Annotated in this window: 12 protein-coding genes and 1 pseudogene; 11 read left to right on the top strand and 2 right to left on the bottom strand. The window is 73.9% G+C overall.

What is annotated here, in order from left to right:
* From DFQ13_RS34550 to DFQ13_RS26190, 6 genes and pseudogenes are all read left to right on the top strand, one after another.
* A pseudogene (locus DFQ13_RS34550) lies at positions 1-317 on the top strand (DUF6923 family protein); the annotation flags it as partial.
* 657 nt (positions 318-974) lie between these two features.
* The gene (gene edd, locus DFQ13_RS26210) at positions 975-2,855 is read left to right on the top strand and encodes a phosphogluconate dehydratase (protein WP_181400154.1); all 1,881 of its coding nucleotides are present in this window, start codon (positions 975-977) and stop codon (positions 2,853-2,855) included.
* 49 nt (positions 2,856-2,904) lie between these two features.
* Entirely contained in the window at positions 2,905-3,513 is a 609-nt protein-coding gene (gene eda / locus DFQ13_RS26205) for a bifunctional 4-hydroxy-2-oxoglutarate aldolase/2-dehydro-3-deoxy-phosphogluconate aldolase (RefSeq protein ID WP_110081707.1), read from the top strand.
* Positions 3,514-3,551: 38 nt separating this feature from the next.
* A complete protein-coding gene (locus DFQ13_RS26200) occupies positions 3,552-4,397 on the top strand; it encodes an SIS domain-containing protein (RefSeq protein ID WP_110081706.1) in 846 nt (281 codons plus the stop codon).
* Positions 4,388-5,260 (top strand): class II fructose-bisphosphate aldolase, encoded by an 873-nt coding sequence (locus DFQ13_RS26195; RefSeq protein WP_110081705.1) that lies wholly within the window; start codon positions 4,388-4,390, stop codon positions 5,258-5,260. The genes DFQ13_RS26200 and DFQ13_RS26195 overlap by 10 nt, the downstream gene beginning before the upstream one ends.
* A gap of 50 nt (positions 5,261-5,310) precedes the next feature.
* Positions 5,311-6,204 (top strand): 1-phosphofructokinase family hexose kinase, encoded by an 894-nt coding sequence (locus tag DFQ13_RS26190; RefSeq protein WP_035279231.1) that lies wholly within the window; start codon positions 5,311-5,313, stop codon positions 6,202-6,204.
* A gap of 60 nt (positions 6,205-6,264) precedes the next feature.
* On the opposite strand, the gene DFQ13_RS26185 is transcribed toward DFQ13_RS26190, so the two are convergent.
* The gene (locus tag DFQ13_RS26185) at positions 6,265-7,371 is read right to left on the bottom strand and encodes a S1 family peptidase (protein ID WP_110081704.1); all 1,107 of its coding nucleotides are present in this window, start codon (positions 7,369-7,371) and stop codon (positions 6,265-6,267) included.
* Positions 7,372-7,704: 333 nt separating this feature from the next.
* Between DFQ13_RS26185 and DFQ13_RS26180 the strand changes: the two genes are divergently transcribed.
* The 5 genes from DFQ13_RS26180 to DFQ13_RS26160 all read left to right on the top strand — a co-directional run bounded on the left by DFQ13_RS26180 (position 7,705) and on the right by DFQ13_RS26160 (position 10,737).
* Positions 7,705-8,070, top strand: a complete 366-nt coding sequence (locus DFQ13_RS26180) for a YidH family protein (protein WP_035279216.1) — start codon at positions 7,705-7,707, stop codon at positions 8,068-8,070.
* Positions 8,067-8,375: a DUF202 domain-containing protein gene (locus DFQ13_RS26175; RefSeq protein ID WP_110081703.1), complete on the top strand. Its 309-nt coding sequence runs from the start codon at positions 8,067-8,069 to the stop codon at positions 8,373-8,375. Before DFQ13_RS26180 ends, DFQ13_RS26175 begins: the two co-directional genes overlap by 4 nt.
* A 213-nt stretch (positions 8,376-8,588) precedes the next feature.
* Positions 8,589-9,038, top strand: a complete 450-nt coding sequence (locus DFQ13_RS26170; protein ID WP_035279215.1) for a helix-turn-helix domain-containing protein — start codon at positions 8,589-8,591, stop codon at positions 9,036-9,038.
* 109 nt (positions 9,039-9,147) lie between these two features.
* Positions 9,148-9,495, top strand: a complete 348-nt coding sequence (locus tag DFQ13_RS26165; RefSeq protein WP_161784430.1) for an STAS domain-containing protein — start codon at positions 9,148-9,150, stop codon at positions 9,493-9,495.
* 234 nt (positions 9,496-9,729) lie between these two features.
* The gene (locus DFQ13_RS26160) at positions 9,730-10,737 is read left to right on the top strand and encodes a LacI family DNA-binding transcriptional regulator (RefSeq protein WP_110081702.1); all 1,008 of its coding nucleotides are present in this window, start codon (positions 9,730-9,732) and stop codon (positions 10,735-10,737) included.
* A gap of 730 nt (positions 10,738-11,467) precedes the next feature.
* Here the strand turns inward: DFQ13_RS26160 and DFQ13_RS26155 are convergent.
* Positions 11,468-13,837 carry a Tex family protein gene (locus DFQ13_RS26155; protein ID WP_110081701.1) on the bottom strand — a complete coding sequence of 790 codons (2,370 nt, stop codon included), beginning with the start codon at positions 13,835-13,837 and terminating at the stop codon, positions 11,468-11,470.
* Positions 13,838-14,347 lie beyond the last annotated feature (510 nt).

The following is a 14,347-nucleotide window of genomic DNA, read 5'->3' as shown; positions in this document are numbered from 1 at the left end:
CCCCACCCACCCCGACGACAACCAGGCCCCCGGGCGTCCCACCGGCCCCCTTGCCGGTCGTCCCACCCCCGCCGCCGGGGGTGCCGTCGGCGCCCGCCGCGCCACCACCCCCACCGGCCCCGGTGCCCGCCCCCCCCGCCCCCCCCCCCCCCACGAAGTCCAGGCCGGACCGGGTCCGCGAGCCGGTTCCCACTCCTCAGCAGCGTGCCCGCGAGGCCACGGAGAAGAAGCGCCGCTGGGGCCTCACCGCCCTGGTCCTGCTGTTCGGAGCGGGCGCCGCCGCCGCTTCCGCCCGCAACGGCGGCAGGCACCGCTAGAACCAACCGCCAACCGCCGACCCGACCCAGCCCGGGTCGGGTCGGCGGACCGGAACCCCATCGGAGCAGCGACAACCAACCACCCCCGCAAACCGCCAGCCACCAGCCACCAGCCACGGCGAACCCCTCCGGCGCAGCGAAACCCAGCCGCCCCCGCAACCGCCGGCCCGGCTACGGACATGCCCGGGTGGGTGGATCTGCTTGGGTGGGGGAAGCGATCATGTGCAAGCCTGCCCGGGCAGTGGGGCACTCTTTTCGCCCCACTCGGTCACACCAGGCACATGATCGCGGTAGGGGCCCCGCCCAAGCAGATCCACCCACCCGGGCACGCCCCGAAAAATCCCGGGCTTTGAAACCACGACACGGCTGAGCAGATCCACCCGGGCACGCCCAACAAACGACCGGGCCCTTAAACCACGGCACGGCTGAGCAGATCCACCCGGGCACGCCCAACAAACGACCGGCCCTTGAGCCGAAGCGCACGGCGTAGCCCCGGCGAAGCGGACCAACCCGAGCATCTTGATCGATCACTTGATCGTCACCGAAAAGTGGGACCCCGGTCACTGAATCGATTTTGACTCCCACCCCTGCCCTCGGTACCGTCGGCCGCGCCCGAGCCAGTCCGAAGACCGGAACCGACCCGGAGATGACGAGCCGATGACGCCACCCCAGCCGCCCCAGGCCCCCCTGAACACCGTCGTCGCCGAGGTCACCGCGCGCATCGTCGAGCGCAGCGCCCCCGCCCGGCGGGCCTACCTGGACCGCATGGCCTCGGCCGTCGCCCCGCACCCGACCCGCGCCGGTCTCGGGTGCAGCAACCTGGCCCACGGTTTCGCCGCCTGTTCCGGCCCCGACCGGCTCGCGGTCAAGGGCGTCAGCGCCCCTGGGGTGGCGATCGTGTCCGCCTACAACGACATGCTCAGCGCGCACCAGCCGTTGCAGGAGTTCCCCGCCTGGATCAAGGACGCGGTCCGCGCGCACGGCGGGGTGGCCCAGTTCGCGGGTGGGGTGCCCGCCATGTGCGACGGCATCACCCAGGGCCGCCCGGGGATGGAGCTGTCGCTGTTCAGCCGCGAGGTCATCGCCATGGCCACCGGCATCGCCTTGGCGCACGACATGTTCGACGCCACGCTGCTGCTCGGCGTGTGCGACAAGATCGTCCCCGGGCTGTTGATCGGCGCCCTCGCCTTCGGGCACCTGCCCGCGATCCTGGTCCCGGCCGGTCCGATGGCCTCCGGTCTGCCCAACGCGGAGAAGGCCCGCGTTCGGCAGGCGTTCGCCGAGGGCCAGGCCACCCGCGCCGACCTGCTCGCCGCCGAGTCCGCGTCCTACCACTCGCCGGGCACCTGCACCTTCTACGGCACCGCGAACTCCAACCAGCTCGTGGTCGAGGTGATGGGCCTGCACCTGCCCGGCGCCAGCTTCGTCCCGCCGGGCACCCCGCTGCGCAAGGCGCTCACCGAGGCCGCGGCCCGCCGCGCGGTGGAGATCACCGCGCAGGGCACCGAGTACACGCCGATCTCCCGGGTGGTCGACGAGAAGGCCGTGGTGAACGGGGTCGTGGCGCTGCTGGCCACCGGCGGGTCCACCAACCACACGCTGCACCTGGTGGCCATCGCCGCCGCCGCGGGCATCCGGCTCACCTGGGACGACTTCTCCGACCTGTCCGCGGTGGTGCCGCTGCTGGCCAGGGTCTACCCCAACGGCTCGGCGGACATCAACCACTTCGCCGCCGCGGGCGGTGTCCAGTTCCTCATCGGCGAGCTGCTGGACGCGGGCCTGCTGCACGGCGACGTGTCCACCGTGGCCGGTCCGGGGCTGGACCGCTACCGCAACGAGCCGGTGCTCGACGACGGCGAGCTGGTGTGGCGCCCCGGGCTCGCCACCTCCGGCGACCCGTCGGTGCTGCGCCCGGTGGCCGAGCCGTTCGCCGCCGACGGCGGCCTGCGGATGCTCGCGGGCAACCTGGGCCGGGCCGTGGTCAAGGTGTCCGCGGTGGCCCCGGAGCACCGGGTGGTGCAGGCGCCCGCGGCCGTGTTCACCAGCCAGGAGGCGGTCGACGCCGCGTTCCGGGCGGGCGAACTCGACCGGGACGTGGTGATCGTGCTGCGCCAGCAGGGTCCGCGCGCCAACGGGATGCCCGAGCTGCACGCCCTCACCCCGGCGATGAGCGCGGTCATGGCCCGCGGCCACCGGGTCGCGCTGGTCACCGACGGCCGCATGTCCGGGGCGTCGGGCAAGATCCCGGCCGCGATCCACTGCACCCCCGAGGCCGCCGCGGGCGGGCCGATCGCCCTGGTGCACGACGGCGACCTCGTCCGGCTGGACGCGAACACCGGCCGGTTGCAGCTCCTGGTCGACGAGGACGTCCTCGCCGCCCGCACCCCGGTCGACACGCACGCCGACGACACCGCCTGGACGGGCACCGGCCGCGAGCTGTTCGCCGCGCTGCGCCGCTCGGTCGGCCCCGCCGACCACGGCGCCAGCGCCTTCGGTCCGGCCTACGCCGCCGCCGACGACTTCGAGTTCTCCGCCTGAGTTCCGCCCCCCTTCCGTGCCGCTCGACCCGATCGCGCCTGGAGTGCCCGTGAGCCTGCTCGACGTCTCGCCCGTCGTCCCCGTCGTGGTCATCGAGGAGGTGGCGCACGCGGTGCCGCTGGCGCGGGCGCTGCTGCGCGGCGGCATCGGCGTCGTCGAGGTCACCCTGCGCACCCCGGCCGCGCTGGAAGCCATCCGCGCCATCGCCGCCGAGGTGCCCGAGACCCTGGTCGGCGCGGGCACGGTGACCGCCCCGGAGCACGCCAAGGCAGCGCTGGAGGCGGGCGCGGGCTTCCTGGTCACCCCCGGCAGCACCGACCTGGTCCTGGGCGCCGCCGCCGACACCGGGCTGCCGGTGCTGCCCGGCGCGGCCACCGTCACCGAGGCGATGCGGCTGGCCGAGCGCGGGTACACCGAGCTGAAGTTCTTCCCCGCCGAGGCCGCCGGTGGTGTGCCGTACCTGAGGTCGATCGCCGGGCCGCTGCCGGGCCTGCGCTTCTGCCCGACCGGGGGGATCAGCGCCGCGTCGGCGCCCGGCTACCTCGCGCTGCCCAACGTCGGCTGCGTCGGCGGTAGCTGGCTCACCGCCGACCCGGCCGATCCCGCGAAGATCGAGGCGGCGGCGCACCTTGCCGCCGCACTGCGCGCAGATGCATGATGTGCGCGTCTGACGCGCATCAATGAGCAGGGGGCCCGGTGTCGCACGTCGCCGAGGAGATCGCAGGCCAGCCCGCGTGCTGGCGCCGAGCCGCCGCCGAGGCCCGACCGGTCGCCGAACCGGGGGAGTCGGTGGCCGTGGTCGGCTGCGGCACCTCCTGGTTCATGGCGATGGCGTTCGCCGCGCTGCGCGAGGCCGCGGGCCACGGCCGCACCGACGCCTTCGCCGCCTCGGAGTTCCCGGCCGGGCGCGACTACGACCGGGTCGTGGCGATCACCCGCTCCGGCACCACGACCGAGGTGCTGGACCTGCTCGCCACCACCGGGGCGACCGTCCTCACCGCCAACCCGGACCTCACCGGGAACACCGTGCTGCTCGACTACGCGGACGAGGAATCCGTGGTCCAGACCAGGTTCGCCACCACCGCCCTGGCGTACCTGCGCGCCTCCCTGGGGGAGGACCTGACCGCTGCCGCCGCCGACGCCGAGCGGGCGCTGACCGTCGACCTCGGGGACCTGGTGGCCGCCGACCAGGTGACCTTCCTGGGCCGCGGCTGGACAGTCGGGCTGGCGCACGAGGCGGCGCTCAAGCTGCGCGAGGCCGCGTCCGCGTGGACCGAGGCGTACCCGGCGATGGAGTACCGGCACGGCCCGATCAGCGTCGCCGAACCCGGCCGGGTCACTTGGCTGTTCGGCCCGGCGCCCGCCGGGCTCGCCGACGACGTCGCCGCCACCGGCGCCACCTGGGTCGACAGCGACCTGGACCCGATGGCCCACCTGGTCGTGGCGCAGCGGTTGGCGGTCGCGGTCGCCCGGCGGCGCGGGCTCGACCCGGACCGGCCGCGCCACCTCACCCGCTCGGTCGTGCTGCCGCCGTGCCGCTGACCCGCACCGCCGACCTGCTCGCCGCCGCCGTCCGCGGCGGGCACGGGCTCGGCGCCTTCAACGTCATCCAGCTCGAGCACGCCTACGCGCTGGTCGCCGCCGCCGAGCGCGCCGGGACCGCGGTCGTGCTCCAGATCAGCGAGAACTGCGTGCGCTACCACGGTTCCCTCGCCCCGCTGCTCGGTGCCGCGCTGGCGGTGGCCGAGGAATCCGCGGTGCCGGTCGCGGTGCACCTTGACCACGTCGAGTCCGCGGAGCTGGTCGAGCAGGGGCTGCGCCTGGGCGTCGGATCGGTCATGTTCGACGCGTCCACCGCGCCCTACGCCGAGAACGTGGCCCGCACCCGCGAGATCGTCCGCCGCTGCCACGAGCGCGGCGTGGCGGTGGAGGCCGAGCTGGGCGAGGTCGGCGGCAAGGACGGCGTGCACGCCCCCGGCGCCCGCACCGACCCGGCCGAGGCCGCCGCCTTCGCCGAGGCCACCGGCGTCGACGCGCTCGCGGTGGCCGTGGGCAGCTCGCACGCCATGCGCACCCGCGACGCCGAACTCGACTTCGACCTCATCGCCGCCCTGCGCGCCGCGGTCGGGGTCCCGCTGGTCCTGCACGGCGCCTCCGGCATCGCCGACCCCGACCTGACCAGGGCGGTGCGCACCGGGCTGACCAAGGTCAACATCGCCACACACCTCAACGCCGCCTTCACCGGCGCCGCCCGGCGCGCGCTGGCCGCCGACCCCGCGCTGGTCGACCCGCGCAGGTACCTCGACCCGGCGCGCGCGGCGGTCACCGAGGAAGCCGCCCGGCTGCTCGGCGTGCTCGACGCCGTCCCCGCCACCGCCGTGCCACCGGGCACACCACAGGCCTGACCGTCGAGATCCCGGGCGGCGCGACCGCCCGGAGGGGAAGGGGAGTGCGCGTGATCCTCACAGTCACCGGGAACCCGGCGCTGGACGTCAGCTACCGGGTGGGGGACCTGCGGCCCGGTCGCACCCACCGGGTGCGGACCGTGCACGAGCGGGCGGGCGGCAAGGGCCTCAACGTCAGCCGGGTCCTGCACGAGCGCGGGGTGCCCACGCTGGCGCTGGGCCCGGTCGGCGGCATCCTCGGCGACTCGCTGCGCGCCGACCTAGCCGAGGCCGGGGTACCGCACGAGCTGCTGCCGGTGGCCGCCCCCACCAGGATGACCATCGCCGTGGTCGACGACGGCGGCGACGCCACCCTGTTCACCGAACCGGGCGGGCCGCTGTCCCCGGTGGACTGGGAGCGGCTGGTCGCGCTCGTGCAGCGCCACCTCGCCCACGCCGACGTCCTGGTCTGCTCCGGCAGCCTGCCCCCGGGCGCCCCGGTCGACGGCTACGCCGACCTGGTGCGCCGCGCCGCGGGCGCGGGCGTGCCCACCGTGGTCGACACCAGCGGGGCCGCCCTGCTCGCCGCCGCCGCGGCGGGCGCCGACGTGGTCAAGCCCAACCTCGACGAACTCCGCGAGGCCGTCGGCTCCGACGACCCGGCCGCCCTCGCCGACCTGGGCGCCGCCGCCGTCGTCGTCTCCCTCGGCGTCGACGGCGTGCGCGCCCACACCCCCGCCGGCAGCTTCACCGCCCGCCCGCCGTCGCGGGTCGCGGGCAACCCCACGGGCGCGGGCGACGCCGCCGTGGCCGCCCTCGCCCACACCGCGGGCGCCGACTGGCCCGACCGGCTGCGCACCGCCGTGGCCTGGTCGGCCGCCGCGGTCGCCGCCCCGCTGGCGGGCACCCTCGACGACACCGTGCTGGCGGAGGTCTTCGACCGGGTCGTGGTCACCAGGACCTGAGCGCGCGGGCGCGCCCGCCCGGTGGGACAACCGGGCGGGCGCGTTACCCCGAGGGGTGGGTCAGCCCGTGACCAGGGTCAGGCCGTAGGCCGTCAGCGCCTCGTTGATCGGCTGGAAGAAGGTCGTCCCGCCGGAGGAGCAGTTGCCCGAGCCGCCCGAGGTCAGGCCCTGGGCCTGCACGCGGGTGCCGGAACCGGGGTTGCTGACGAACGAGCCGCCGGAGTCGCCGGGCTCGGCGCAGGCGTTGGTGCGGGTCAGGCCGTAGACGATGTCACCGCCGCCGTAGTTGACGGTCTGGTTGAACGCCTGCACGGTGCCGCACTTCCAGCCCGTGGTCGAACCGGACCGGCAGACACCGCCGCCGACCGGGGTGACCGTCCGGCCCGCGACCGTCACGTCCGACCCGGAGGAGTACCGGTCCACCAGCGGGGTGGAGACCGCCGCCGAGCTGGACACGGTGATCCGGCCGTAGTCGTTGGTGGGGAACGACGAGCCGCTGACCGAGCCGATGCTGCCGCCGGTGCCGGTCACCGCGCCGCCGAGCTCGGTGCAGTGGCCCGCGGTGATCACGTAGCGGGTGCCCGCGGAGTTGCGGGCGTTGAAGCCCACCGAGCAGCGGCCGCCGCCGAAGTAGATCGCCTGGCCGCCGATGATGTTCCACAGCGGACGCGGCGCGTCGGTGACCCGCTCGGTGCGCACCGGGCCGGAGGCGGCGGTCTTCGCCCACGCCAGACCGGCGGCGTCGTCGTTGAGCACCGACACCACGACCTGGTTGGCGGCGGGGTCGACGTACCAGCCGGTCACGCTGGCGGGAACCGACCCGGCCGCCCCGGCGGCCTTGCCGTCCAGTGTGGACTGCACGCCCGCCAGTTCGGCGGCGCTGTGCTTGACCACCTTGGCGGTGGCACCCGCGGCGCGCACCTCCGCGACGCGCGAGGCGTCGGTGACGCCGACGACCAGCTTGCCGGTCGCCTGGTCGAGCCAGGTGTTGCCGTAGCTGCTGCCCAGCCGCGACGCCAGGGTTTCCTGGGTGGCGGCAAGGGTTCCGCTGTCCGCGGTGGCGTCCAGCACGGACGGCAGCGCGGCGTTGGCGGGGGTGGCGAGCGCGACGGCGGTGACCGTGGCGCCCGCGATGGCGAACAGGGAACGCAGGGACAAGCGACTCACGAACGGCCTCCAAGGCAGGGGAGAAGGACCGGGTTCGAGCACTGCTGCCCCGGTGGGCACCGCCTGGGAAATCCGGGAAGTTAACGACGGTGTACCAACCGAGGGGGACGACGCTACGGCAGCGGTGAGCCGCGGCAACAGCGGCCGAACGAGCCCCGCCGCACCGGCCCGCGCCTGCCGATCGGTCACCGGCAGTGCGGGGTTCCGACAACCGGGTGCCGACTGTCCGGCCCACCCCGACCCGCCCGGACGCACCCGGTGGCAACCTCCCGTGCACTTGCCATTTTCCCAGAGCGTTTCCCGGAGCGTGGAACGCGCGCCTACGATCCAGCCATGGCCTCCTGGGCGGACCGCATCCGGATCACCGAGGGCGAGGACCCGGACTACCGGTTCTCCCTCGCCAACGAGCGCACCTTCCTGTCCTGGGTCCGCACCGCCCTCGCCCTGCTCGCGGGTGGGGTGGCCGTCTCGCAGTACCTCCCGGCCGCCCCGGTGCCGCTGCGCACCGCCCTGGCGCTGGCCCTGGTCGCCCTGGGGACGGTGCTGGCCGCCCTGAGCCACCGGCGCTGGCGGCGCACCGAGCGGGCGATGCGGCTCGGGCGGGCGCTGCCGCCGTCCACCCAGTTGCCGCTGCTGGCCTTCGGGGTCACCGCGGTCGCGGTCGGGCTGCTGGTGCTGGTGCTGGTCGTCGTCCGGTGAGCGCGGTCCAGGACCCGGGGTTGCAGGCCGAGCGCACCCGGCTGGCCTGGTCGCGCACCGCACTGGCCACCGCCGCCCTCGGTGCCCTGCTCCTGCACGGCGCCCGCTCCCCGGTCGGCCTGGTCTGCGGCGGGGCCGTGCTGCTCACCGCGGCGGGCGTGCTGCTGCGGGGGATCGGGCGCTACCGGCACATCCGCCGCGCGGTGGCCGCGGGCCGGTCCGTCGTGGACGGCTCCGGTTCCCCGATGGGCCTGCTGGTGCTCCTCCCGGCCGCGGCGGCGCTCATCGCGGTCCTCACCCATTGACCCGGTTCTCGTCCACACCCGATTTCGAGCGCACACCCCGGCAAAAGACCCACTCAGTGTGGGCTTGAGCGGAGTCCAACTCACTCGTTCGAGCGTTCGTTGGCCCGGAGAGGGTACAGCTCGCCCAAATGTGCGTAACTTGACAAACCCCGGGGAACACGCTGGTCAAAGCTTCGTGTTCTCGAGGTCGAAGCGGACGGTCGGGGGTGTTGGATGGACTGCGTGGCGTATCAGCGTGCCCTCGGTCGGGAATTGCAACAATTGCGGGTGCGGCGTCGGTGGACCCGGGCCCAACTGGTGCAGCGGTTGCCGATGGAGCTGTCGGCCCAGGCGCTCGCCTCCTACGAGACGGGCACGCGCTCGTGCACTGTGGTGCGGTTCGTGGAGCTGTGCACGGCCCTGGAGGCGTCCCCGCACGACCTGCTGGAGCGGGTGCACGACCAGGTCAACCACGACGACCACCCGGCCTCGCTCAAGGTCGACCTCACCCGGCTCGCCCTCGACGAGCGCGCCCCGCTGAACCCGGCCCGCCGGTGGGCGGCGGCGGAGGTCGCCCGGCACGCCCCGGGTACCCGCGACCTCGACCTTTCGGCGCTGGAGTCGCTGGCCGCCCTGTGCGGGCTGGCCACGGTGGAACTGGTCCGCATGCTCCGCGAGGGCTGAGCCGGGCACCCGGTTGTTCTCCCGATCTTCACTCGTTCGGCCGCCCTGCCGGTACCGCGCACGGGGTACGGTCGGGAATTGGTCCTTGCGTGCTGGGTGGAGACGAGCGGTGGATCTTCGACTGGACGACTCGCCCGCTCCCGGGGTCGTCGCCGTGGCGATCGGTGGCGAGGTCGACCTGCTGGCCGCGGGCATCCTGGAGCGGTTCCTGCTGGGCGCGGTCGCCGAGCAGCGCGGCCCCAAACCGGGCCTGATCATCGACCTGTCCGACGCGGAGTTCTTCGGCTGCGCGGGCCTCAACGCCCTGCTCGCCGCCCAGCGCAGACTCGACCGCGCGGGCGGCTGGCTGCGCCTGGTCGACGTGTCCGCCGCGGTGAGCCGGGTGCTGGACGTCGCGGGCATGAACACCGAACTGCGCGTGGCCTCCTCCGCGGACGACCACAACGGACTGCCGTAACCGGCCCACCCGGTGGGTCGACCAGCGCTGCCCACCAGTGCGCGTCCGGACTCCCCGTCGCACCCGGACAACGCGGCCGATCGCCGACACCGCGGTCCGGTTACCCGCAAGAAATGTTTCCGTCAACAACAAACCACCGAATTCGGGCATCCGGTCCGAGATTTTCGCCCGAATGCCACTATTGCGGTGCCCGTTCTCGGTATGCTCGGGGCTCACGGCGATCTCGGGGGCAGGATGCGGGTCACCATCGCGGACGTCGCCCGCCGCGCGCGGGTCAGCAAGGCCACTGTGTCGCGGGTCCTGAACAACCGCGGCGAGGTCGACGCGGGCACGGCCGTCCGGGTGCGGGAGGTCATCGCCGCCACCGGCTACACGCCCAGCGCGGGTGCCGTGGGCCTGGCCCGGGGCCGCACCCAAACCGTCGGCGTCCTGGTCCCCCACCTGACCTGCCCCTGGATGGGCGACGTCCTGCAAGGCGTGTCGGACGTCCTGGAGGCCCACGGCTACGGCCTGCTCCTGCACACCATGAACCGCGGCGCCGACTCCGTCACCCGGTTCACCCGCCACGTCTCCGGCAACGCGTTCGACGGCCTGCTGCTGGTCGAACCCCCGGACCCGCTCTCCTGCCTCACCGGCCTGCGCGAATCCGGCTTCCCCGTGGTCGTGGTCGACGACGGCGACGACGGCGACGGCGACGGCGACCACCCCGGCTTCCCGTCGGTGGCCACCAGCAACCGGGCGGGCGCCACCGCGGCGGCCACCCACCTGCTCGCCACCGGCCGCACCCGCCCGGTCGTGATCCCCGGCCCGGCGGCCCTCGGCCGCACCCGAGCCCGCACCGAGGGCTTCCGCACCCCCTTCACCGCGGCAGGCCACCCCACCCCCCACCACGTCGAGGCCGACCCCACCCGCGCGGGCGGCCGCGCGGCCATCACCGCCCTGCTGGCCGAGAACCACGAGTTCGACTCCGTCTTCACCCACAACGACCTCACCGCCGCAGGCGTCCTGGACGCCCTGCACGAGGCCCACGTCGACGTCCCCACCCAGGTCGCCGTCATCGGCTTCGACGACATCGACCTGGCGGCCCACACCCAGCCACCCCTCACCACGGTCCGCCGCCCCTCCCGGGAAATGGGCGAGGCAGCGGCCACCATCCTCCTGGCCAACCTGGCGGGCGCACCGTTCCCCACCACCCCGGAGATCATCCCCACCGAACTGATCGTCCGAGCCTCAGCCCCCTGAACCACCAGTCCACTGTGGAACACCGCGCGCGGTGTTCCAGCACCGCACCCCGTGCCCCGAACCGCTCGCGGTACCCACCACAGAACCGCAGACCCGGTCGCCGCCCACCCCCCAACCCCATCAGCGCAGCCACCGCCGCCCACCCCGCCAACGGCCGCCCCGGCGGTCAGCCACCCGAAACCCACCGTGCGCAGCCGCCGCCCACCCCGCCAACGGCCGCCCCGGCGATCAGCCACCCGGAACCCACCGTGCGCAGCCGCTGACCACCCCGCCAACAGCCGCCCCGGCGATCAGCCACCTGCACAGCCGCTGACCACCCCGCCAGCCGCCAGCCGCCAGCCCGACGGTCAGCCACCGCGAGCCCCATTGGGCGCAGCCGCCGACCCCCCACAAACCGCCGGCCCGGTGACCGAATGCCCGGGTGGGTGGATGTGCTTGGGTGGGGGAGACGATCATGTGCAAGCCTGCTTGGGCTGTGGGGCATCTCTTCAGCCCCACTCGGTCACACTGGGCGCATGATCGGCGTAGGGGCCCCGCCCAAGCAGATCCACCCACCCAGGCACGCCCCGAAACGACCGGGCTCCAAAACCCAGCCACGGCTGAGCAGATCCACCCGGGCACTCCAGCGAAAACCGCGCCCTTGAACAGCGCCAGTCAGGCACCGCCAAACTCCAAGCGCCCCAGCAAGATGCGTCCGGCCCCCGGACCGCTGGCCCGGGAGCCGGAGCACTCACCCCTTGTACCCCGCCTTGCGCAACGCCTCGGCCAACGCGCTGTTGGCAGGCGGCGGCGAAGCCTCCCGCCGCTTCCCACCCCCGCCGCCACCACCACGCTGCTGCTGCCCCGGCCCCCGCCCGCGGTTCGGCTCCCGCCGCCCGCCACCCGAAGGCGCACCGGGCGTCGGCAGTTCGTCGTCCAGGCGCAGGGTCAACGAGATCCGCTTGCGCGGGATGTCGACCTCCAGCACCTTCACCTTCACCACGTCACCGGACTTGACCACGTCGCGCGGGTCCTTCACGAACGTGTGCGACAGCGCCGAGACGTGCACGAGGCCGTCCTGGTGCACGCCGATGTCCACGAACGCGCCGAAGGCCGCCACGTTCGTGACCACCCCCTCCAGGGTCATCCCCGGCGTGAGGTCGCTGAGCTTCTCCACGCCGTCGGCGAAGGTGGCGGTCTTGAACTCCGGCCGCGGGTCCCGGCCCGGCTTCTCCAGTTCCGCCAGGATGTCGGTCACCGTCGGCACGCCGAACTTCTCGTCCACGAAGTCCGCCGGGCGCAGCGCGCGCAGCTTGGTCGAGTTGCCGATCAGGCCGACCACCTCGCCGCCGGTCGCCGCGAGGATTCGGCGCACGACCGGGTACGCCTCGGGGTGCACGCTGGAGGAGTCCAGCGGGTCGTCGCCGGAGGGGATGCGGAGGAAGCCCGCGCACTGCTCGAACGCCTTCGCCCCCAGCCGGGGGACGTCCTTGAGGCCGGTGCGGCTGCGGAACGGCCCGTGCGCGTCGCGGTGCGCCACGATGTTCTCCGCCAGGCCCGCGCTGATGCCCGACACCCGGGTCAGCAGCGGCGCCGACGCGGTGTTCACGTCCACGCCCACGCCGTTCACGCAGTCCTCGACCACCGCGTCCAACGAGCGCGACAGCTTCACCTCGGACAGGTCGTGCTGGTACTGCCCGACGCCGATGGACTTCGGGTCGATCTTCACCAGTTCGGCCAAGGGGTCCTGCAACCGCCGGGCGATCGACACCGCGCCGCGCAGCGACACGTCCAGGCCCGGCAGCTCCTGCGAGGCGTAGGCCGACGCCGAGTACACCGACGCGCCCGCCTCCGACACCACGATCTTGGTCAACTTCAGCTCGGGCAGCCTCTTGATCAGCTCGATGGCCAGCTTGTCGGTCTCCCGCGAGGCGGTGCCGTTGCCGATGGCGATCAGGTCGACCCGGTGCGCGGCCGCGAGCCTGCCCAGCTTGGCCAGCGCCTCGTCCCACCGCTGCTGCGGCACGTGCGGGTAGATGGTGTCGGTGGCCACCACCTTGCCGGTCCCGTCGACAACGGCGACCTTCACCCCGGTGCGGAAACCCGGGTCCAGGCCCATGGTGGCGCGGGTGCCCGCCGGTGCGGCGAGCAGCAGGTCGCGCAGGTTCGCCGCGAAGACCCGGACCGCCTCGTCCTCGGCCTCCTGGCGCAGTCGGGTGCGCAGGTCGATGCCCAGGTGCACCAGAATCCGCGTCCGCCACGCCCAGCGCACGGTGTCCAGCAGCCACTTGTCGCCGGGGCGGCCCCGGTCGGCCACGCCGAAGCGCTGCGCGATCCGCACCTCGTAGTCGGTGCGCACCGGCGGCACCGCGGTCTGGTCGACCTCGGGGTCCGGTTCCAGGGTGAGTTCGAGGACCTCCTCCTTCTCACCGCGGAACATGGCCAGGATTCGGTGCGAGGGCAGCTTGCCGAACGGTTCGGCGAAGTCGAAGTAGTCGGCGAACTTGGCGCCGTCCTCCTCCTTGCCCCCGCGCACCTTCGACGCCAGCACGCCCTTGGCCCACATCCGCTCGCGCAGCTCGCCGATCAGGTCGCCGTCCTCGGCGAAGCGCTCCACCAGGATCGACCGCGCGCCGTCCAGCGCCGCGGTCGCGTCGGCCACGCCCCGCTCCGCGTCGACGTAGCCCGCGGCCACCTCGCGCGGGTCGTGCGCCGGGTCGCCGATCAGCGCGTCGGCCAGCGGTTGCAGCCCCGCCTCCCGCGCGATCTGCGCCTTGGTGCGCCGCTTGGGCTTGAACGGCAGGTAGAGGTCCTCCAGCCGCGACTTGGTCTCCGCGGCCATGATCTGGGCGGTGAGCGCGTCGTCGAGCTTGCCCTGCTCGCGGATCGAGTCGAGCACCGCGGTGCGCCGGTCCTCCAGCTCGCGCAGGTACCGCAGCCGCTCCTCGAGCGCGCGCAGCTGCGCGTCGTCGAGGGTGCCGGTGACCTCCTTGCGGTAGCGGGCGATGAACGGCACCGTCGCCCCGCCGTCGAGCAGCTCGACGGCTGAGGTGACCTGCCCCTCCCGCACCCCGAGCTCTTCGGCGATGCGCTGATGAATCCCCTGCGCTGGCGCGGTCATGGCTCCTGCTTCCACTGCGGTTCAACTTCGCTGTCGCAGGCCATTCTGGCGGACCCGGCGGTCGAACGGGCGCATGGGTGGCGACCTGTGGACAACTCCGGGCGGCCGGGTCGGGCCTGTGGACAACGCATCGCCCGCGTCGGCGGGATGTGCGACAAAGGCATCAGGCACACCACCGTCCGCACGAGGAGAAGCCCGTGTTCCCCCAGGAAAGCGCACCCCACGCCCGCAAGCCGTCGACCGCACGCGGTCCCGCACGACACCGCGTACCCCATCCGGGTGAAGCAGGGGGCACCTGCCGACCACGAGGCGCCACGACCAGTCGGTCACCCGAACGGGTTGCACATCGGATTGATCATCCAATGAGGACAGAGCTGCTCGTCGCACGGCCCGGCCGGCCGGGCCCGCGACCCCTCCTGCGGGAACCGCCCGGTTCGAGGGAGCCCGGAAAGCCTGCTGGGCCCCGCTCCGGGGGAGGAGTGGGGCCCAGCGGAAAGTCTCAGCGCCGAG

It is taken from the genome of Actinokineospora spheciospongiae (assembly GCF_003182415.1).
Lineage (GTDB): Bacteria > Actinomycetota > Actinomycetes > Mycobacteriales > Pseudonocardiaceae > Actinokineospora > Actinokineospora spheciospongiae.
Note: the sequence above shows the minus strand (reverse complement) of the source record. Positions and strands in the feature narration are given on the sequence as shown.

Excerpts from the sequence above, each read along its gene's own strand:
- edd (WP_181400154.1), top strand. The coding sequence starts at position 975 with ATGACGCCACCCCAGCCGCCCCAGGCCCCCCTGAACACCGTCGTCGCC.
- DFQ13_RS26180 (WP_035279216.1), top strand. The coding sequence starts at position 7,705 with ATGGCCTCCTGGGCGGACCGCATCCGGATCACCGAGGGCGAGGACCCG.
- DFQ13_RS26170 (WP_035279215.1), top strand. The coding sequence starts at position 8,589 with ATGGACTGCGTGGCGTATCAGCGTGCCCTCGGTCGGGAATTGCAACAA.
- DFQ13_RS26160 (WP_110081702.1), top strand. The coding sequence starts at position 9,730 with ATGCGGGTCACCATCGCGGACGTCGCCCGCCGCGCGCGGGTCAGCAAG.
- DFQ13_RS26155 (WP_110081701.1), bottom strand. The coding sequence starts at position 13,837 with ATGACCGCGCCAGCGCAGGGGATTCATCAGCGCATCGCCGAAGAGCTC.